This window comes from Stenotrophomonas sp. YJH_SMC_12-1 (assembly GCF_059370935.1).
The window spans coordinates 81,176-100,439 of sequence record NZ_JCAFUD010000007.1 but is presented as its reverse complement, the minus strand read 5'-3'; the positions used below and the strand labels follow the sequence as shown (position 1 = coordinate 100,439).

The 19,264-nt window shown below is 67.0% G+C and carries 14 protein-coding genes; 6 read left to right on the top strand and 8 right to left on the bottom strand.

The window, feature by feature from the left end; genetic code table 11:
* Window positions 1–186 precede the first annotated feature (186 nt).
* The 3 genes from AC5P8Y_RS14075 to AC5P8Y_RS14065 all read right to left on the bottom strand — a co-directional run bounded on the left by AC5P8Y_RS14075 (window position 187) and on the right by AC5P8Y_RS14065 (window position 4,078).
* Entirely contained in the window at window positions 187–2,178 is a 1,992-nt protein-coding gene (locus AC5P8Y_RS14075; protein WP_033835107.1) for a peptidoglycan-binding protein, read from the bottom strand.
* Window positions 2,179–2,290: 112 nt separating this feature from the next.
* Window positions 2,291–3,061, bottom strand: coding sequence for a hypothetical protein (locus tag AC5P8Y_RS14070; RefSeq protein ID WP_049402844.1), 771 nt, complete (start codon window positions 3,059–3,061; stop codon window positions 2,291–2,293).
* 378 nt (window positions 3,062–3,439) lie between these two features.
* A complete protein-coding gene (locus AC5P8Y_RS14065; RefSeq protein WP_005407620.1) occupies window positions 3,440–4,078 on the bottom strand; it encodes a response regulator in 639 nt (212 codons plus the stop codon).
* 75 nt (window positions 4,079–4,153) lie between these two features.
* Here AC5P8Y_RS14065 and AC5P8Y_RS14060 point away from each other — a divergent pair, with 75 nt between their 5' ends.
* Window positions 4,154–7,753 (top strand): ATP-binding protein, encoded by a 3,600-nt coding sequence (locus tag AC5P8Y_RS14060; RefSeq protein ID WP_049402843.1) that lies wholly within the window; start codon window positions 4,154–4,156, stop codon window positions 7,751–7,753.
* On the opposite strand, the gene AC5P8Y_RS14055 is transcribed toward AC5P8Y_RS14060, so the two are convergent.
* Together AC5P8Y_RS14055 and AC5P8Y_RS14050 are read right to left on the bottom strand one after the other, a co-directional pair.
* Window positions 7,747–8,148 (bottom strand): c-type cytochrome, encoded by a 402-nt coding sequence (locus AC5P8Y_RS14055; protein ID WP_033835512.1) that lies wholly within the window; start codon window positions 8,146–8,148, stop codon window positions 7,747–7,749. The two genes, AC5P8Y_RS14060 and AC5P8Y_RS14055, sit on opposite strands and share 7 nt — an antisense overlap.
* A 65-nt stretch (window positions 8,149–8,213) precedes the next feature.
* On the bottom strand, window positions 8,214–9,890 hold the full coding sequence (locus AC5P8Y_RS14050) for an electron transfer flavoprotein-ubiquinone oxidoreductase (RefSeq protein WP_495202027.1): 1,677 nt from the start codon (window positions 9,888–9,890) through the stop codon (window positions 8,214–8,216).
* Between the two features lie 315 nt (window positions 9,891–10,205).
* Between AC5P8Y_RS14050 and AC5P8Y_RS14045 the strand changes: the two genes are divergently transcribed.
* Window positions 10,206–11,369, top strand: coding sequence for an acyl-CoA dehydrogenase family protein (locus tag AC5P8Y_RS14045; RefSeq protein ID WP_033835514.1), 1,164 nt, complete (start codon window positions 10,206–10,208; stop codon window positions 11,367–11,369).
* A gap of 444 nt (window positions 11,370–11,813) precedes the next feature.
* Here the strand turns inward: AC5P8Y_RS14045 and AC5P8Y_RS14040 are convergent, their stop codons facing one another.
* Together AC5P8Y_RS14040 and AC5P8Y_RS14035 are read right to left on the bottom strand one after the other, a co-directional pair.
* On the bottom strand, window positions 11,814–12,293 hold the full coding sequence (locus AC5P8Y_RS14040) for a tRNA (cytidine(34)-2'-O)-methyltransferase (protein ID WP_005407625.1): 480 nt from the start codon (window positions 12,291–12,293) through the stop codon (window positions 11,814–11,816).
* A gap of 69 nt (window positions 12,294–12,362) precedes the next feature.
* Window positions 12,363–12,839, bottom strand: coding sequence for an XAC0231 family protein (locus tag AC5P8Y_RS14035; RefSeq protein WP_005407626.1), 477 nt, complete (start codon window positions 12,837–12,839; stop codon window positions 12,363–12,365).
* Window positions 12,840–13,254: 415 nt separating this feature from the next.
* Between AC5P8Y_RS14035 and AC5P8Y_RS14030 the strand changes: the two genes are divergently transcribed.
* The 4 genes from AC5P8Y_RS14030 to AC5P8Y_RS14015 all read left to right on the top strand — a co-directional run bounded on the left by AC5P8Y_RS14030 (window position 13,255) and on the right by AC5P8Y_RS14015 (window position 18,704).
* The gene (locus AC5P8Y_RS14030; protein WP_288469171.1) at window positions 13,255–16,104 is read left to right on the top strand and encodes a M16 family metallopeptidase; all 2,850 of its coding nucleotides are present in this window, start codon (window positions 13,255–13,257) and stop codon (window positions 16,102–16,104) included.
* Between the two features lie 177 nt (window positions 16,105–16,281).
* Window positions 16,282–16,599 carry a DUF4156 domain-containing protein gene (locus AC5P8Y_RS14025; protein ID WP_164227148.1) on the top strand — a complete coding sequence of 106 codons (318 nt, stop codon included), beginning with the start codon at window positions 16,282–16,284 and terminating at the stop codon, window positions 16,597–16,599.
* 103 nt (window positions 16,600–16,702) lie between these two features.
* Window positions 16,703–17,719, top strand: a complete 1,017-nt coding sequence (locus AC5P8Y_RS14020; RefSeq protein ID WP_004135358.1) for a 3-oxoacyl-ACP synthase III — start codon at window positions 16,703–16,705, stop codon at window positions 17,717–17,719.
* Window positions 17,720–17,813: 94 nt separating this feature from the next.
* Window positions 17,814–18,704, top strand: a complete 891-nt coding sequence (locus AC5P8Y_RS14015) for an alpha/beta fold hydrolase (protein WP_033835519.1) — start codon at window positions 17,814–17,816, stop codon at window positions 18,702–18,704.
* A gap of 114 nt (window positions 18,705–18,818) precedes the next feature.
* On the opposite strand, the gene AC5P8Y_RS14010 is transcribed toward AC5P8Y_RS14015, so the two are convergent.
* Window positions 18,819–19,250, bottom strand: coding sequence for a YkgJ family cysteine cluster protein (locus AC5P8Y_RS14010; RefSeq protein WP_005407630.1), 432 nt, complete (start codon window positions 19,248–19,250; stop codon window positions 18,819–18,821).
* Window positions 19,251–19,264 lie beyond the last annotated feature (14 nt).

The window sequence follows — 19,264 nt, the reverse complement described above, 5'->3', positions numbered from 1 at the left end:
GCCGTGGAGACCACGCTGACGTTCCAACATTGCCGGAACATTGCCTGGTCCACCGTGCGGCTTGCGCATTCATCTAGCGGCAGGCGGCATGAAGCAAGGCTGAAAGCGGCCTCGGCCGCTCAGCTGGCAGAAAGGGAAAAGGCCACGCGGACGTGGCCCTCCCTTCTCTGCCAAGGCGTTGCGGGCTTAGATGCCCATCGCCTTCTGTGCCTGCCGGGCCTGCTCCTGCTGGGCGTCCTGCTGCTGGTGCAGCACGTTAGGCGCGCCCTGCACGGCACCGCTGCTGAGCGCGATGCTCTGCTCGCTGGCGGCTCGGGCCTCCACCGCCACGCGGCTGGCCGCCGGGTCACCGATCGTGCCCTGCACGGCAAACAGGCGTTCACCGTTCGGGCTGGGCACCACCGTGTCGATGCGCTGCAGGCCGGCGGCATGCGCCTCCTTGGTCAGGGCCGCCGCGGCGCTTTCCAGCGCGTGGCGATCCTTGAAGGTGCCGGCCGGCAACAGTTCCAGACCCTTGCTGGCCTGGATGAAGAGCGGATTGCGCGGGTGCCGTTCGTCGTTCAGCAGCGGGCGCTCGCGGGCTTCCTTGATGGCCTCCAGCGTCTTCGCCCCGACAATGCCGTCGGCCACCAGGCCGTTGTCCTTCTGCAGCTGGCGCACCGCCGCGTCGGTGTTGCGGCCGAAGCGGCCATCCTCGACCAGCGGCTTGCCGTCGGCACCGACGTAGCCGAGGTGGCCCAGCTGCTCCTGCACCTTGCGCACGCCCTCGCTGTGCGCGCCCTGCTTGTACAGTTCGGCGTGCGGCGTGGCAGCGGCCTTGTGCTCGGCGGCAGGCTTGCCCTGGGCCTGCTCGTGCGACGGGGTGCGGTTTTCCAGCAGGTCGCGCGCCTTGGACAGCGGATCGGAGGCGTACAGCTTCCAGTTCGGGTGGTCCTTCACCTGCTTGAGGTAGTCCTCGACCGGCATGGTGTGCACGCCCTTGCTGCCGGTGGACTGGCTGATCAGCAGCTTGTCGGTGGTGGGGTCGCGCACCACCATCACGATGTGGTCGATGCCGTTCCAGTGCTCGTGGCGGGTCCTGGCCGTATCCAGGCCGATGATCATGCCTTCCTTCAGCGCACCGGGCTTGAGGATCGCGTCGCGGTCAAGCAGCACGCCGGACTGGTCGAATGCCTTGCGCACGATGCCGCCGGAACCCAGGTTGCCCAGGTCGATGCGATCGGCCTTGCTGAAGACCGCATGCCCGGCCTTCTGGTTGATCTCGTCCATGGTGCGGTTCTGCAGCGTGCCGACCCAGCCGGAGCAGTCGATGTAACCCTGCTCCACGTTCTTGCCGGTCTTGCCCGGTACGTACAGCGCGTGACCCGGAATGTTGATGGCGTACTTCACGTGGTCGTACTTCACGCCGGCCTCGTAGGCGGCCTGCAGTTCGATGCCCGGCTTCGGTGTGGCAGCCGCCGCTGCGGTTGCCGCCAGCGTGGCTGCACCCGCCGCCACGGCTGCGCTGGCCTGTGCAGGCGCGGCCGGGGCCTGGCCCTGGCCCTGCGCCACCGCCTGCGGTTCGATGTTCTTTTCCGGAATGCTGATCGCCGCGTACTTGTGGATGTAGTAGCTGGAGAACGTCCGCGCCAGGTCGCCATCGTTCATGCCGCGCATCTCGGCCAGGGTGTGGCCGGTCAGCGCCTTCGCGTCGGAACCGATCTGGTTCAGCACGTTGCGGCGCATGTTGATCTCTTCGCCGTGGCCGTTGCGGACCACGCCGAAGGTGCCGGTGGCAATCGCGGTCTGCACCGAGCCATAGCCGGCGCTGCCCTGCTGGTGGGCCAGGTACAGGTCCAGGCCGGTCGGCGTACTGCCTCCGGACAGGTACGGGTGGCCGGTGCGCTCGTTGCGGCGTGCCATCGAGTCCAGGTTGTCCTGGTACATCTTTGCGGCCGCTTCGGTGTTGCGGGTCGGGTCGAACTCGTGGCCGGTCAGGTGGTACTGGCGCGCGGAGCCGGGCACGAACTGGAACAGGCCCTTGGCGCCGGACGAGGTATTGTGGGCGCGCTCGTTGAAGGTGCCGCCGGTCTCGATGTGCGCGAAGCGCATGAAGTCATCGACCGGAAGGCCTTTCTGCCGGGCGACCTGCTCGACGATGTCCAGAACTTCCTTTCTGCTGTAGTCATGCTGTGCCATGACGTTTTCCTCGGGGTTGATGGAGCGGCGCATGCCGCGAATCGCCAACCGGACTCATCCGTGAGTCAAGAACATGTCGGTCAACAGGAAACCCGCGCGTGGGCGGGTGCTATCAGGGCGCGACGTACTGCTGGGTCGCGCTGTCGAAGGTGTAGTGCACGGCGTCGCCGGCGCCCAGCGCACGGGTCTTGCCGGGGCCTTCGATGGTGGTGCCCTTGAAGGTCACGGTCAGTCGCGGCAGGCCGCTGCCGTCGGCAGCGAAGGCCAGTTCGCCATCGCTGTCGGTGCAGGGCATCACGTTGCCTTCGTCGCAGGCGGCGCTGTTGTCCTCGCCCGTACGCACCGAGCCGACATAGCGCCAGACCTTGCTGTCCACGTCGTCTTCGCTGCGCTTGGGGTTGAACAGCAGCAGCGCATAGCCGGTGCTGCTGATGCCGCGGTCGAAGCTGCTGGTCGGCACCGCCAGCAGCAGGCGACCGTCGGCGGTGCGATGTTCAAGCGGCTTGCGCCGGGTATCGACATCGTCGGCCTTGTCGTACGCGCCCAGCGCGCCGATGGTCCATTCCTGGCCACGGAACTTCCATGGCTTCTTCGCGTCGGTGCCGGCCAGCACGAAAGTGGCCTCGGCGAGGTTGGCGCGGTCATCCGGACCGGCCGGCGTCTGCTCGCCCGGCTTGCCGTAGTGCTCGCGGGTATCCCAGGAGAAACCCGTGTAATACGTGGTGCCATCGAGGGTGAAGGTGTGGCCGAACCAGAAGGTCGCCACGCTGCCGTTCTGGACCTCGTAGGAGGTCGCGCCATCACCGTCCACCTGGTAGGTGAAATACATCACGGTCGGCGCGTCGGGCGGGGTGACGGCGGTGTCGGGAGAGGTGTTCTGCATCGGGGCAACATCCTGTCGGGGCGCATCGGCAGCCTGCACGGGGGCGCCAGGCTGGGAGGACGAGGGGGCCGGATCGGCGGCGCTGCAGGCCGCAGCGGAAAGAGAGACGAGCAGGCACGCCGCGAATGCGCGCAGGGGCCGCAACGGCAGGGTCCAACATGGCTCGGGGGGGTGATGCATGCGCCTCTCCATGGTCAGCGTTGCCGGGCCAGACGGCCGGCAGGAAACCGCACCCCATCCACCTGGGACGGGAGCGAGGACATGAGCCGGCCGATTCCTTCGACCTCGCATTGAAAACCCATGCCGGGTCATCTTGGCACAGAACGGCGGCCGGTCAAAGAGGGCGGTGACAGATGCCCTCACAGTGTGATCTGGTTCTCAGATCTTGCCGTCGCGCAGGTAGTCGAACAGTTCGGCGTCGCCCTTCAGGCCCAATTTGAGCATGGCGTCGCCTTTCTGCCGGCTGATGGTGCTGACGCTCTTGTGCAGCTGCAGCGAGATCTCCTTCACCGTCATGCCGGTGCCGAGCAGCCGCAGCACTTCCACCTCGCGTGGCGACAAAGGCTTGCCGTCGCCCTCGCGCATGCGCCAGCTGCCCGCAGCCTCGACCCGCTCACGCAGGCTCCGGCTGATGTAGGGCTGGCCCCGATAGACCGCCTGGATGGCCTGCGGTAGTTCGTCCATCGACGAGCTCTTGTCGACCAGGCCGAGCACGCCGCTGTCGAGCACCATGCGCAGGATCGCCAGGTTGTTGGAGACGCTGAGCATCAGCACCGGCAGGTCGGGGAAGCGGCGGCGGATCATGCCGATCATGGCGAAGCCGTCGGCCTGTGGGCTGCCCGGCATGGAATAGTCGGTCACCAGCAGGTCGCAGGGTTGGCTGCCGAGCAGGGCCATCAGCGCCTGCGCGCTGTCAGCCTCGCCGACCACGCGGCCGACCCCGCTCGATTCGATGACGGCGCGGGTACCGATACGGACCACAGGGTGGTCGTCTGCGATGATGATGCGCAAGCTCATTGCTCTAGTATGGCCACCGGGCAAGCCGGGCCGCGACCATCGCGGCCCTGTCAGGATTCTAGGAGATCGACGCCGATGCGTAGCTGGGCTGTTCGCGGGCTGGTCCTGCTGCTGGCCGTGCTGGTGCTGCCCGTGGCGCTGGCACAGGCAGTGCCTGGGCTGTTGCCGCTCAGTCCCCTGCAGCGCGAGTACCTCGCCGCCCATCCAAGCATCGTCGTGGGGCAGTATGACAGCGGCTGGCCACCATTCGAGTCACTCCGTGATGGCCAGCAGGTGGGTCTGGGTCCGGATTATCTGTCGCTTCTTGCCCGTCAGTTGGGTGTGAAGGTCGAGGCCCGTCGTTTTCCGGATTGGACCTCCGTGCTGGATGCGGCATGTCGTGGCGAGATCGATGTGGTGATGAATGTCGGTCTGAGTGCCGACCGCACCCGCTGCATGGTCTATACCGCCGCCTATGGCGAGGCACCGCTGGCCCTGGTGGGCCGCCCCGACGACCTGCGTGCCTCGGACAATCCCGATCTGGATGGACTGCGGGTGGTGATCGAGCAGGATTTCCTGACCGGCCCGCAGGTGCGCGCGCGTTTTCCACAGGCCCGTCAGCTTGTCGCAAACAGCTCGTTGGCGGCACTCGAGATGGTCAGAGACGACAAAGCTGATGTCTATATCGGCAATGCCTATGTCGCCACCGAACTGATCGCCACCCAGCGCCTGCAGGGCGTGGTGCTGCTGCGGCCGAGCGATCTGCCTCCCGAACGCCTGCACTTCGGTGTACCCAACAGCAAGCAGCCGCTGGCAGAAGCGTTGGATCTGGCCCTGGCTGCGACCAGCCAGGCCCAGCGCGATGCCCTGGTGCAGCGCTGGCTGCCGCCACCGCAGTGGTCGGCATCGGCGCAGATGGCGCTGAGCCGGGCCGAGAAGCGGGTGCTGGAACAGCCGTTGAAGATCGGTTTCGCACCGAACGCGGCGCCGCTGTCGTTCACCGACGAGCAGGGCAAGCCCAGCGGCCTGGCCAGTGAGTACCTGCGCCGTCTGATGCAGGCCGGCGCCAACCTGCAGCCGGAGAGCAGCCACGACTGGTATGAGGTGCGCGAGAAGGCCCGCCGTGGCGAGCTGCAGGCGGTGATGGGAATTCCGGCCGATTCGCGCTACCTGGGGCCGGATTGGGTGTTCAGCCAGCCCTTCATCAGTGTGCCGAACGTGATCGTCAGCCGCGTCGACAGCCCAGCCCTGCTGGGCATGTCGGACCTGCAGGGCAAGCGCGTGCTGCTGTCCGATCCCGAGCGTGTGCGGGGCTACGTGCTGCAGCAGGCACCGCAGGCCCGGATCATGGCGGCACGCAGTGCGGAACAGGCGATGCAGCGGCTGCTTGATGGCGAGGCCGATGCCTACGTGGGCAATCTGGCGGTGGTCGACTACCTGCTGCGCAGTCGTTTCCCCGGCCGCCTGCAGGTCGCTGCACCGGCGGGCTTCAACGATCAGCTGGTGCTGGCGGTGGAGCGGCGGCATGCCGCACTGGCGACCACCTTCGATCGCCTGCTGCTGCAGATGACGCCGCGCAAGCATGAGGCGCTGCGTGGCGACTGGCTGGCGGTGGAGTATCGCAATGGCGTTGACTGGAAAAGCGCACTGCACTGGGGCCTGCCACTGCTGGTGGTGCTGCTGACCGCGTTGTTGGTGCATGGCATCGGCTACTGGCGCCTGCGCCGCGAAGTGACCAGTCGGCGTCATCTGGAACAGCGACTGGCCGAGGTCACCGACAACCTGCCTGCGGTGGTCTACCAGGCACGCCGCGACGCCGATGGCGTGCTCAGCTTCCCGTTCATCGCCGGTGATCTGCAGGCGTTGTTCGGAATCAGCCGGCAGCAGGCCGAGCAGGACGCCAGGACGCTGCTGGAACGCATTGAGGAAGACGATCGCGCACACATCCTGCAGGCCGTCGAACAGGCCGCGCGCCAGTTCGCGCCGCTGATCCTCGAGTTCCGCCTGCGCGCCGAGGGCGAAGGCGCGCGCTGGGTGCGCAGCCAGGCCCATCCGTATGCCGCAGAAGCCGGTGCGGTGACCTGGAGTGGCTACTGGGTGGATGTGAGCGAAGCGCGTGCACAGGCCGACGCCCTGGTCACGGCCAAGGCCGAGGCCGAGCAGGCGGCGGAAGCGAAGTCGCGCTTCCTGGCGACCATGAGCCATGAAATCCGCACGCCGATGAGTGGCGTGCTGGGCATGCTGGAAGTGCTGGCGCATTCGCCGCTGGACATCGAACAGCAGCGCATCCTGGGGGTGATCGAGGACTCGGCGCAGATGCTGCGGCAGATCCTGGACGACATCCTCGACTACTCACGGCTGGAGGCTGGCGCACTGCGCCTTGAGCCGGTGCCGCAGCCGCTGCGGCCGTTGCTGGAGAGCGTGTGCCGCCTGCTCTCCGCACAGGCCAGTGCACGTGGGTTGGCGCTGCACGTGCAGATTGACCCGCAGCTGGCGCCGGCCCACGAAGTGGATGGCGTACGCCTGCGCCAGATCGTGTTCAACCTGCTCAGCAACGCCATCAAGTTCACCGCGCAGGGCGAGGTTCGCCTGCAGCTGGAGGTGCTGGGGCCGACCAGCGAGGAGGGGGCTCAGCCGCTGTGCCTGAGTGTCACCGATACCGGCATCGGCATTGCACCGGAACAACTGCAGCACCTGTTCGCGCCGTTCACCCAGGCCGGTGCCTACATCCAGCGAGACCACGGTGGCACCGGGTTGGGCTTGAGCATCTGCCAGCGTCTGGTGCAGATGATGGACGGCGAGCTGGCGTTGCACAGTACGCTGGGCGAGGGCACCCGCGCCGAGGTGCGGCTGTCGCTGGTGGAGGCCGGTAGTGGCGATGTCGAGGCCCTGGTGGCCGAGCAGGATCAGGTGGCGCTGCTGCCTGCGCCGCTGCGCGAGGCACGGGTGCTGGTGATCGAGGACCATCCGACCAACCAGGCGATGATGGCCTGGCGCCTGCAGCAGCTGGGCGTGCCGCACGTGATTGTCGGTGACGGCCAGCAGGGACTGGATCGGCTGTCGTCGGAGAGCTTCGATCTGGTGATCACTGACTGCCGGATGCCGGTGCTGGATGGCTTTGGCTTCACCCGGCTGCTGCGCGAACGCGAGGGACGCACCGGGCAACCCCGGCTGGCCGTGCTGGCGCTGACCGCCAGCGTGCTGGACGACGATGCGCGTCGTTGCCGTGAAGCCGGCATGGATGAGGTGCTGGCCAAGCCATTGTCATTGGCGACGCTGCGCGCGGCACTGCTGCGCTGGTTGCCGCAGGCGCAGGGGCAACGGTTCGAGGAGCCCCTGGCCGAGTCCGCTGCCGTCGATGACAGGACGCTGCCCGATCTGGACAGCCTGCAGCGGCGCTTCGGCTCACGTGCGGTGGCCGAGCGGTTGCGCGACAGCCTGCTGCAGGCCAGTGCAGGTGACCTGGCCGCTGTGCAGCGCGCGCTGGAGGCCGGCGACCGTGAGGCTGCCGCGCTGCACCTGCATCGCCAGGCCGGTGGCTTGGGCGCGGTGGGAGCGACGGTGCTGGCTGCGCAGGCCAATGCCCTGGTCGAACGCCTGCAGGATGCGGCCGAGACCGATCCGGAGCCGTTGTTCACCGCGGTGGCGGCATTCGTGGCGCGGCTGCAACAGCAGTTGCAGCGCCTGGCTCACTGAGCCGACTGCTGATGCAGGTAGGCGATCACCAGCGCACGGCGTTCGGCGCTGGGGAAGGCGTTGTACATGCGTGTGCCCGGTACAACATGGGTGGGTGACTGCAGGAACGCATCCAGGGTCTGCGCGGTCCAGGTGATGTCGGCGCGGCGCATGCCATCGGAGTAGCCGTAGTCGGGCAGGCTGCCGGCGCGCCGGCCGATCACGCCGTGCAGGTTCGGCCCGAAGCGGTGGATGCCCCCGGGCTGCACGGTGTGGCAGCCGGCACACAGTTCAAACGCGCGCTGCATGGCCTGCTGCTGCGCCTGTTCCGGTGTGGCCGGTGCCGCAGGCGGGCGCTGGCAGGCCGTGGCCGCCAGGGCCACGGCAACGGTGATGAGCAGGCGGAAAGCACGCATGGGCGGGCAGGATAGCGACGCAGCGGGGCAGGTGGGCTGCGACACGCGGTCGCAGCCCGTGGCGTTCACATGCCCGAGTAGTTCGGGCCGCCGCCGCCCTGCGGGGTCACCCACACGATGTTCTGGGTGGGGTCCTTGATGTCGCAGGTCTTGCAGTGCACGCAGTTCTGCGCGTTGATCTGCAGGCGCGCGCTGTCGGCTTCGCCGACGAACTCGTACACGCCGGCCGGGCAGTAGCGCGCTTCCGGGCCTGCGTACTCGGCCAGGTTCACCTTCACCGGAATGCTCGGGTCCTTCAGCGTCAGGTGGCTGGGCTGGTTCTCGTCGTGGTTGGTGCTGCTCAGGAACACCGAGCTGAGTCGATCGAAGGTCAGCACGCCATCCGGCTTCGGGTAGGCGATGCGGGTGTGCTTGGCCGCCGGTTCCAGGCAGGCGTGGTCGGGTTGGGTGCGGTGCAGGGTCCACGGCGGGTTGCGCACGCCCAGCTTGGGAAGCAGCCACTGTTCCACGCCGGTCATCAGCGTGGCCACGGTCTGGCCCTTCTTGAACCACTGCTTGAAGTTCTTGGCCTGCTGCAGTTCGGTGAACAGCCAGCTGGCTTCGAACGCCGTCGGATAGGTACTCAGTTCATCGTGCTGGCGGTCGGCGGCCAGTGCATCGAACGCGGCGTCGGCGCACAGCATGCCGGTCTTGATCGCGGCGTGGCTGCCCTTGATGCGGCTGGCGTTGAGGTAGCCGGCCTCGCAGCCGACCAGCGCGCCACCGGGGAACACCGTCTTCGGCAGCGACAACAGGCCACCGGCGGTGATCGCACGCGCGCCGTAACCGATGCGGGTGCCACCCTCCAGGTGCTTGCGGATGGAAGGATGGGTCTTGAAACGCTGGAACTCTTCAAACGGGCTCAGCCACGGGTTCCTGTAGTCCAGGCCGACCACGTAGCCGATGGCGACCTTGCCGCCGTCGGCGTGGTACAGGAACGCGCCGCCGTAGGTGTCGCTGTCCAGCGGCCAGCCGGCGGCATGCACCACCAGGCCCGGCTCATGCTTGGCCGGGTCGATCTGCCACAGTTCCTTGATGCCGATGCCGTAGGCCTGCGGGTCCTTGCCTTCGTCCAGCTTGTAGCGGGCGATCAGCTGGCGACCGAGGTGGCCGCGTGCGCCTTCGGCGAAGATCGTGTACCTGGCGTGCAGCGCCATGCCGCGCTCGAAGGCCGGGCCGATGCTGCCGTCCTTCTCGATGCCCATGTCGCCGGTGGCCACGCCGATCACTTCACCGTTGTCGCCGAACAGCACTTCGGCGGCGGCGAAGCCGGGGAAGATCGCCACTTCCAGCGCCTCGGCCTGCTGCGCCAGCCAGCGGGTCACTTCGCCCAGGCTGATGATGTAGTTGCCTTCGTTGTGGAAGCACTCCGGCAGCAGCGCGTTGGGCGTGCTGCGTGCGCCGGTTTCGCTGAGGAACAGGAATTCGTCGCGGGTGACCTTCTGCTTCAGCGGTGCGCCACGCTCGGCCCAGTCCGGGAACAGTTCGGCCAGCGCGCGCGGATCCATCACCGCGCCGGACAGCACGTGCGCGCCTGGTTCGGACCCCTTCTCCAGCACGCACACCGACAACTCGCGGCCGGCTTCGATCGCGCGCTGGCGCAGGCGGATCGCGGTGGCCAGGCCGGCGGGGCCGGCGCCGACGATCACCACGTCGAATTCCATTACTTCACGCGGGGGCAGGGCGTTGGCTTCAGCGCTCATCGATTGCATGACTCGTGGGTAGGGCCGGCATCGGGGCCACCGGCGGTGCCTGGGAATCGCGCGTGCAGCCACGGGCGAAACGGTTGTTTGAATGTGTCAGGGTACCGGGACGCGCGTGATCGAGCTAGATCGCCGATGTTCACACCATGATTGCTGCAGTGCAGCGTAATGCTCGCGGCCGGGTAGGTGCCAACCTTGGTTGGCACATTGTTTCACCGCCCGGACCCACATCCGTGTGGACCAAGGTCCACACCTACCAGACGCGATGCTTGCGGATGACCGACAATGGCCCGGTCCTGACTGCGCGTGAGTGCCATGGCTTTGCATCCGTACGATCTGTTCGATGTCCGTTCCCTGCTCAACGAGGAAGAGCGCGCGGTGCAGGAGAGCGTCGCCCGCTTCACCAACGAGCGCGTGCTGCCGATCATCGGCGATGCCTTCGACCAGGCCCGTTTCCCCGCCGAGCTGGTGCCGGAGATCGCGTCTCTGGGCCTGCTCGGCGCGACACTGCCGGCCGAATACGGTGGCGGTGGCCTCGGCGCGGTCAGCTATGGCCTGATCTGCCAGGAGCTGGAGCGCGGCGATTCTGGCCTGCGCAGCTTCGTTTCGGTGCAGAGCTCGCTGTGCATGTATCCCATCTACGCGTACGGCAGCGAGGAACAGCGCCAGCAGTGGCTGCCGGCGATGGCACGCGGCGAGCTGATCGGCTGCTTCGGCCTGACCGAGGCGCACGGCGGGTCCGACCCGGCCAGCATGAAGACCCGCGCGGTGCGCGACGGCAGCGACTGGCGCATCAGCGGCAGCAAGATGTGGATCACCAGCGGCCCGGTGGCCGACCTGGCCATCGTCTGGGCACAGACCGAGGACGGTATCCAGGGCTTCGTGCTGGAGAAGGGCATGGCCGGCTTCACCACGCAGGAAATCAAGCACAAGATGAGCCTGCGCGCATCGCTGACCGGTGCGCTGTTCTTCGATGACGTGCGCGTGCCCGACAGCCACCGGCTGCCGAACGTGAAGGGCCTGAAGGGGCCGCTGGGCTGCCTGACCCAGGCCCGCTATGGCATCAGCTGGGGCCCGATCGGCGCGGCCATCGCCTGCCTGGATGAAGCGCTGGGCTACGCCAAGGAGCGTGTGCTGTTCGGCCGCCCGCTGGCCGCCACCCAGAGCGCGCAGATCAAGCTGGCGGAAATGGCCCGCCGCATCACCACCGCCCAGCTGCTGGCCCTGCAGCTGGGCCGGCTGAAGGAAGCCGGCCAGCTGCAGCCGCAGCAGGTCAGCCTGGCCAAGTGGAACAACTGCCGCATGGCGATCGACATCGCCCGCGAATGCCGTGACCTGCTGGGTGGCGCTGGCATCACCACCGAACACGTGGCGATCCGGCACGCGCTGAACCTCGAATCGGTGATCACCTATGAAGGCACCGAGACCGTGCACCAGCTGGTGATCGGCCGCGAACTGACCGGCATCAACGCGTTCTGAAACCTGGTTCCGGTGGGTGCCAACCTTGGTTGGCACATCTTTCCAGAAGTTTCTGCAGCCGCCTTGACCTGTCTTTGGTAGGTGCCAACCTTGGTTGGCACACTCCTTCGGCGCGCGACCGGGAAACAGTGCGGACCAAGGTCCGCACCCACCAGAAGCAGCCCACACCCACCAGACGTTCTCAGCAGTCCCCTGAACCTGCCTTTGGTGGGTGCCGACCTTGGTCGGCACATTCCTTCAGCGCGCGATCGGGCATCCGTGCGGACCAAGGTCCGCATCCACCAGAAGCAGTCCGCACCCACCAGACGTTCTCAGCAGTCCCCTGAACCTGCCTTTGGTGGGTGCCGACCTTGGTCGGCACATTCCTTCAGCGCGCGATCGGGCATCGGTGCGCGTTTCTTTGGTTACTTTCTTTGCGCGAGCAAAGAAAGTGACACACGCAAATTACGCCCCGCCGGCAAACCCATGCTGGCGCCACGCTTCGTACATCACCACGGCAACGGTGTTGGAAAGATTGAGGCTGCGGTTGTCCGGCCGCATCGGCAGGCGCAGGCGGCGGCCATCGGGCAAGGCATCGAGCACGTCCTGCGGCAGGCCACGGCTTTCCGGGCCGAACAGGAAAGCATCACCGTCTTCAAAGGCCACGCTGTCGTAGCGCACGCTGGCGCGGGTACTGAGTGCGAACAACCGCTTTGGTGCGATCCGCGCCAGCGCGGTGTCCAGGTCGGGGTGGACCTGCAGGCGCGAGTACTCGTGGTAGTCCAGGCCGGCGCGCTTGAGCTGCTTGTCTTCCAGTGCGAAGCCGAGCGGCTCGACCAGGTGCAGCTGCGCGCCGGTGTTGGCGCAGAGCCGGATCACATTGCCCGTGTTGGGCGGGATTTCCGGTTGGAACAGGATCACGTGGAACTGGGGCGCGGCATTCATCGGCGCAGTGTACCTGCGACGACCGCCGCCTTTACGGCGCACGCCCTGCGCGAGGCAGGGCGGCACCGCTTACGGGCGCAGCAGGACCTGGGCGGTTTCGGTGGCCAGGGCCTGCAGGTCGGCGGCGCTCGGACGCACCTGCAGGGCCGGCAGGTTGACGATCACCTGGTTGGCGACGCTGGTGGCGGCGGCAGCCAGGGTCGCGGCGTAGCGCTGGGCTTCCAGTTCGGCGGCCAGGGCGACGCGCTGCTCCAGGCTCGGGCGCACTTCCACCGAGGCCAGGGTGGTGATCGGCATCGCGGCGGCGACCGGGGCGGCGACGTAGCCGCTGCGCTCGGCCAGCTGGTCGGCGCTTGGGCGCACTTCCACGGTGGCCAGGGTCGGGATGCCGCTGGCCTGTTCCCAGGCCTGCTGGGCCAGCTGGTCGGCGGCCGGACGAACCTGCACGGTGGACAGGGTCTTGATGGATTCGGAGGCCTGCACCGACGAAACAACCGCGGTGCCGGCGATCAGGGCGATGGCGATGGCAATGGTCTTGGCGTTCATGACGGGGCCTGTTTAGTGTTGGTGATCAGTGGTGTGGTAGTAAGGTAGTACACCAATTCTGGGCTTGCAAGGAAAATTTTCGATTTCCTGCGTTTGTTCATCCTTCAGTCAGCTTTTGTCTGAAGCCCTTCCTGGTGCAGAAACTACCAAGCAATCCCCGTGCCAACTTTTAATTATTGATTTGCAAGGGTTTTATGGTCATCGAAAAGTGTCCGGCGGGCGGACACCTGTCCATTCGATGTGCTGCGGACACTGTCCGGACGTCGCCGGCGGGTGCTTGTGACGGCCCGGACAGGGCAGATCGGCTCCGCGGATGGCGCACAGGGGCAAACACCCCCAGTGACTGGCGACCGATTCCTGCCGTTGCGCGCGCACGCTAGGATCGGGGTTCACCTATGTGACCAAGGATCCGGATATGTCTCTCGCCCTTCGCCCGCGCACTGCGCTGCTGGCCGTTGCCCTCAGCACCGCCCTGGGCACGCTTGTGCCTTCCCATGCGTTGGCGGCAAAGCCGGCCGCACCGGCCAAGGTCGATATCCCGTATGAGCAGTTCACCCTGCCCAACGGCCTGCGCGTGATCGTGCACACCGATCGCAAGGCGCCGATCGTCGCGGTCAACGTCTGGTATCACGTCGGCAGCAAGGACGAACCGGCCGGCCGCACCGGCTTCGCGCACCTGTTCGAACACCTGATGTTCCAGGGCAGCGAAAACCACGATGGCGAGTTCTTCGAGCCGTTCAAGCAGGTGGGTGCCACCAACCAGAACGGCACCACCAATACCGACCGCACCAACTACTTCGAGAACGTGCCCACCACTGCGCTGGACATGGCGCTGTGGATGGAATCGGACCGCATGGGCCATCTCGTCGGTGCGATCGACCAGGCGGCGCTGGACGAGCAGCGTGGCGTGGTGCAGAACGAGAAGCGCCAGGGCGAGAACCAGCCCTACGGCCAGGCCTGGGACCAGCTCAACAAGGCGCTGTATCCAGTTGGCCACCCGTACCACCACGGCGTGATCGGTTCGATGAACGATCTGAACGCGGCGTCGCTGGATGACGTGAAGACCTGGTTCCGCACCTGGTACGGCCCGAACAACGCCGTGCTGGTGCTGGCTGGCGACATCGACCTGGCCACCGCCAAGGAAAAGGTTGGCAAGTACTTCGGCAGCATCCCGGCCGGCCCGACCATGGCGCAGCCGGCGGTGAACGTGGCCAAGCGCAGCGCCGACACGCGCGAGACGATGACCGACAAGGTGCCGCAGGCGCGTATCTACCGCGCCTGGAACGTGCCGCAGGTCGGTACCACCGAGGTCGATCAGCTGCAGCTGTTCGCGCAGGTACTGGGCGGTGCCAAGTCCTCGCGGCTGAGCCAGCGCCTGCAGCACCAGGACAAGCTGGTGGACAGCATCGCGGCAGGCCTGTCGACGTCGCAGCTGGGTTCGAACTTCGTGATCATGGCGACGGTCAAGCAGGGCCAGGACCCTGCCAAGGTCGAGAAGATCATCGACGAGGAACTGGACCGGCTGATCAAGCAGGGCCCGACCGCGGCCGAGCTGGAACGCGCCAAGACCGGTGCCCGCGCCGGTTTCATCCGCGGCATCGAACGCATCGGCGGCTTCGGCGGCAAGGCCGACGCACTGGCCGAGTGCGCGGTGTTCACCGGCGACCCGGGCTGCTTCCGCACCTCGCTGGCCAACATCGAGAAGGCCAGTGCTGCTGATCTGAGCCGTCTGGGCGCGCAGTGGCTGGACAAGGGCAGCCACACCCTGGTGATTGCACCGGGTGAGCGCGTGGCGCTGAAGGAAGACCCGAGCCAAGCGCCGAAGCCCTTCAACGTGCCGGCGGTGGACCCGAAGTACAGCACCCTGCCCGAGCAGGTCGACCGCAAGGCCGGCGTGCCGCAGACCCGCGAGTTCCCGCAGCTGAAGTTCCCGGCGCTGCAGCGCGCCACGCTGAAGAACGGCACCCAGGTGATCCTGGCCGAGCGCCACGAGATTCCGGTGGTGCAGTTCAGCTACCAGTTCCCGGGTGGCTTCAGCGCCGACCAGGGCCGCAAGCCGGGCACCGCCAACTTCACCATGAGCCTGATGACCGAAGGCGCCGGCAAGCTCGGCTCGCTGGCCTTCGCCGATGCCGCAGACGCACTGGGCGCCAGCCTGGATGCCTCGGCCGGCCTGGACTCCATGAGCGTGGACCTGTCGGCGCTGAAGGAAAACCTGGCACCGTCGCTGGCGCTGTATCGGGACCTGCTGCGCGAACCGCGCTTCGAGCAGGGCGAGATCGACCGGGTCAAGGCGAGCTGGATTGCCGGCATCCAGCAGGAGAAGGTCAACCCGGGTGCGGTGGCGATGCGCGTGCTGCCGCCGCTGCTGTACGGCAAGGGCCACCCGTATGCCATTCCGTTCACCGGCAGCGGTGACGAAGCAGCGATCAACGGCCTGACCCGCGAAGACCTGGTCGACTTCCACCGCGACTGGCTGCGCCCGCAGAACGGCACCCTGATCGTGGTCGGTGACACCACCCTGGCCGAGATCGTGCCGCTGCTGGACAAGCAGCTGGGCGACTGGAAGGCGACCGGCGAGGCGCCGCAGGTGAAGGCGGCTACCGATGTCGCGCTGCCCAAGGGCCCGCGCGTGTTCCTGATCGACCAGCCGGGTGCGGTGCAGGCCAACCTGTTCGCGGGGCAGGTGGTGGCGCCGTCCAGCGCCACCAGCTCGACCCGCTTCGATATTGCCAACGGCGTGATCGGCGGCGACTTCACCTCGCGCCTGAACATGAACCTGCGTGAGGACAAGCACTGGTCGTACGGTGCGCGCAGCAGCGCGATCAACTCGGTGGGCCAGCGCCCGTGGATGGCCAGCGCGCCGGTGCAGATCGACAAGACCGGCCCGGCGATGGCGGAAATGCGCAAGGAAATCGCCGCGTTCGCCGATGGCAGCAAGCCGGCCACCGCCGCCGAGGTCAACCGCATCCGCAACATCCAGACCCTGAGCCTGCCCGGTGCCTACGAGACCGCCAGCGCGGTCGCCTCGACCATCGGTTCGATCGTGCAGTTCAAGCGTCCGGACGACTACGTGCTGCGCCGCAAGGCCGAGATCGAGGCGATGACCCCGGCGCAGGTGCAGCAGGCCGCCGCCGAGATCAAGTCGCAGGCGCTGACCTGGGTGGTGGTGGGTGATCTCAAGCAGACCGAAGCGGCCGTGCGTGCGCTGAACCTGGGCGAGGTGACGGTGATCGACGCCGAAGGCAACCCGGTCAAGAAATAAGGGATGCGCCTGCCCGCCCCCGCGGGCAGGCCTCCCCAGGTAGTGCCGGCCGCTGGCCGGCAACGCCGTGACCCGAAGGCGGGGTCGCAACCCCCTGCGGGGGATCCGTCCCCCACCGGCTACCCCCGATTCAGGCGGTTCAGGCAGAATCCCTCCATACCCTTCCAGGATCTGCCCATGCGCGTTCTGCTGCTTTCCTCCCTGCTGCTCACCGTCACCGCCTGTACCTGGGTGCCGATCGAACCGGCCGGCAAGGCGACCCGCGTGCTGCCGGCAGGCCCGGTTCCCGCTGGCTGCATCGCCAAGGGCGAGGTGGTGGTGACCGTGAAGAGCAAGGTCGGCTTCTACAACCGCAACCCGCTGCGCGTGCAGGAAGAGCTGGAAACCCTGGCCCGCAACGAGGCCCCGAGCGCAGGCGCCAATGCCGTGCAGGCCGCCGCGACCCCGGCCGATGGCAGCCAGCGCTTCGCCGCATTCCAGTGCCCGCCGCGCTGAACGCTTCACCATACGGCCAAGGCTGAATTCGTAAAGATGCGGTGAAGGCCCCGGGGGTTATAGAATAGCGCCCCCTTTTGCCTGAGCCTTGGCGCTAACCTCGATGCTCTTCAAGAATGTCTCGATCGCCGGCCTGGCACACGTCGACGCGCCGCATACGCTGACCACCAAGGAAATCAACGAACGCCTGCAGCCGACGTTGGATCGCCTGGGTATCCGCACCGACGTGCTCGGCGACATCGCCGGCATCCACGCGCGCCGCCTGTGGGACAACGGCGTGCTGGCGTCCGACGCTGCCACCATGGCAGGCCGCAAGGCACTGGAAGACGCAGGCATCAATGCGACGCAGGTTGGCCTGCTGGTCAACACCTCGGTCAGCCGCGACTACCTGGAGCCGTCCACGGCCTCCATCGTCTCGGGCAACCTCGGCGTCAGCGACGAGTGCATGACCTTCGACGTCGCCAATGCCTGCCTGGCCTTCATTAACGGCATGGACATCGCCGCGCGCATGATCGAGCGCGGTGACATCGACTACGCGCTGGTGGTGGACGGCGAGACCGCCAACCTGGTGTACGAGAAGACCCTGGAGCGCATGACCGCCCCGGACGTCACCGCCGACGATTTCCGCAACGAGCTGGCCGCCCTGACCACCGGTTCGGGTGCCGCGGCGATGGTGATGGCGCGCTCGGAGCTGGTGCCGGACGCGCCGCGCTACAAGGGCGGCGTGACGCGCTCGGCCACCGAGTGGAACCAGCTGTGCCTGGGCAACCTGGACCGCATGGTCACCGACACCCGCCTGCTGCTGATCGAAGGCATCAAGCTGGCACAGAAGACCTTCACCGCTGCCAAGATCGCCTTGGGCTGGGCCGTGGAAGAGCTGGACCAGTTCGTGATCCACCAGGTCAGCCAGCCGCACACCGCGGCGTTCATCAAGAACTTCGGCATCGACCCGAAGAAGGTGATGACCATCTTCGGCGAGCACGGCAACATCGGCCCGGCCTCGGTGCCGATCGTGCTGAGCAAGCTCAAGCAGCTGGGCAAGCTGAAGAAGGGCGATCGCATCGCGCTTCTGGGTATCGGCTCGGGCCTGAACTGCTCGATGGCTGAAGTGGTCTGGTAAAAGAGTCACCGCTGACCTGCTGCACGACGGGCAGCGATGATTTTTCCAAGTGTTCAAGGGCCGGTTTACCGGCCCTTTCTACAGGTGCGATCCGATGTCCCAGCTTCCCGGTTACCCCGCCCACCCGCAGCGCTTCGAGGTACGCCCCGGCCTGTCGATGAACTATCTCGACGAAGGCCCGCGCGACGGCGAGGTGGTGGTGATGGTGCATGGCAACCCGTCGTGGAGCTATTACTGGCGCACGCTGGTCGCCGGCCTGTCGGACACGTACCGCTGCATCGTGCCGGACCACATCGGCATGGGCCTGTCGGACAAGCCCGATGACAGCCGCTACGAGTACACGCTGCAGTCGCGCGTTGACGACCTCGATGCGCTGCTCAAGCACCTGGGCATCACCGGTCCGGTGACCCTGGCGGTGCACGACTGGGGCGGCATGATCGGTTTCGGCTGGGCGCTGTCGCATCACGACCAGGTGAAGCGCCTGGTGGTGCTCAACACCGCCGCGTTCCCGATGCCGGCGGCGAAGAAGATGCCGTGGCAGATCGCGCTGGGCCGCCACTGGAAGATCGGCGAGTGGATCATCCGCACCTTCAACGCGTTCTCGTCAGGTGCCTCGTGGCTGGGCGTGGAGCGGAAGATGCCGGCCGACGTGCGCCGCGCCTACGTGTCGCCGTACAACAGCTACGCCAACCGCATCAGCACCATCCGCTTCATGCAGGACATCCCGCTGTCGCCGGCCGACAAGGCGTGGTCGCTGCTGGAACGTGCCGGCAAGGCGCTGCCGTCGTTCGCCGACCGGCCGGCCTTCCTCGGCTGGGGCCTGCGCGACTTCGTGTTCGACCACCACTTCCTGAAGGGCTTCCAGGCCGCGCTGCCGCAGGCCCAGGTACATGCGTTCGAGGACGCCGGCCACTACGTGCTGGAAGACAAGCACGAAGTGCTGGTGCCGGAGATCCGCGCCTTTCTGGACAAGAACCCGATCTGATCGGTGTGCCGACCAACGGTCGGCATCCACCCCTTCCTCTTCCGGTGGGTGCCGACCGTTGGTCGGCACACCCGAAGGGTTGATGAGGTTGCCGGCCAGCGGCCGGCACTACCATTACGCGGCGACCGGCGCCTGCGGCGGCGAGGACGGGCTGTTGCCGTTGTCGTCCGGGTGATCGTCGTCATTGTCGGCGTCATCGCGCCAGCGCCAGTCGGCCGGCGTCAGCGGATCCAGGCCATAGGCAATGCGCGCCTTGTCGCACTGCGGGCTGGCCTTGCCGTATTCCCACGATGCATCCACCTCACGGCACACGCTGGGCCGGTTGGGGTGGATCGTGCAGCGTGAATACACGCCGATCTGCGCATCCAGCGCGACGCAGCGCACCGGCTTGGAATGGGTGCCGCGCATGCACAGGCGGTGCGGATCCAGCACCTCAGTGAGCTGATGCGGCACGCCGCCGGGGGTGACCTCGTCCGATTCCATCCAGTGGAAGGCCACGCGGTACTGGGTGCAGCAGGCGCCGCAGGTCATGCAGGGATGTTGCATGGGCAAGCCGCCTC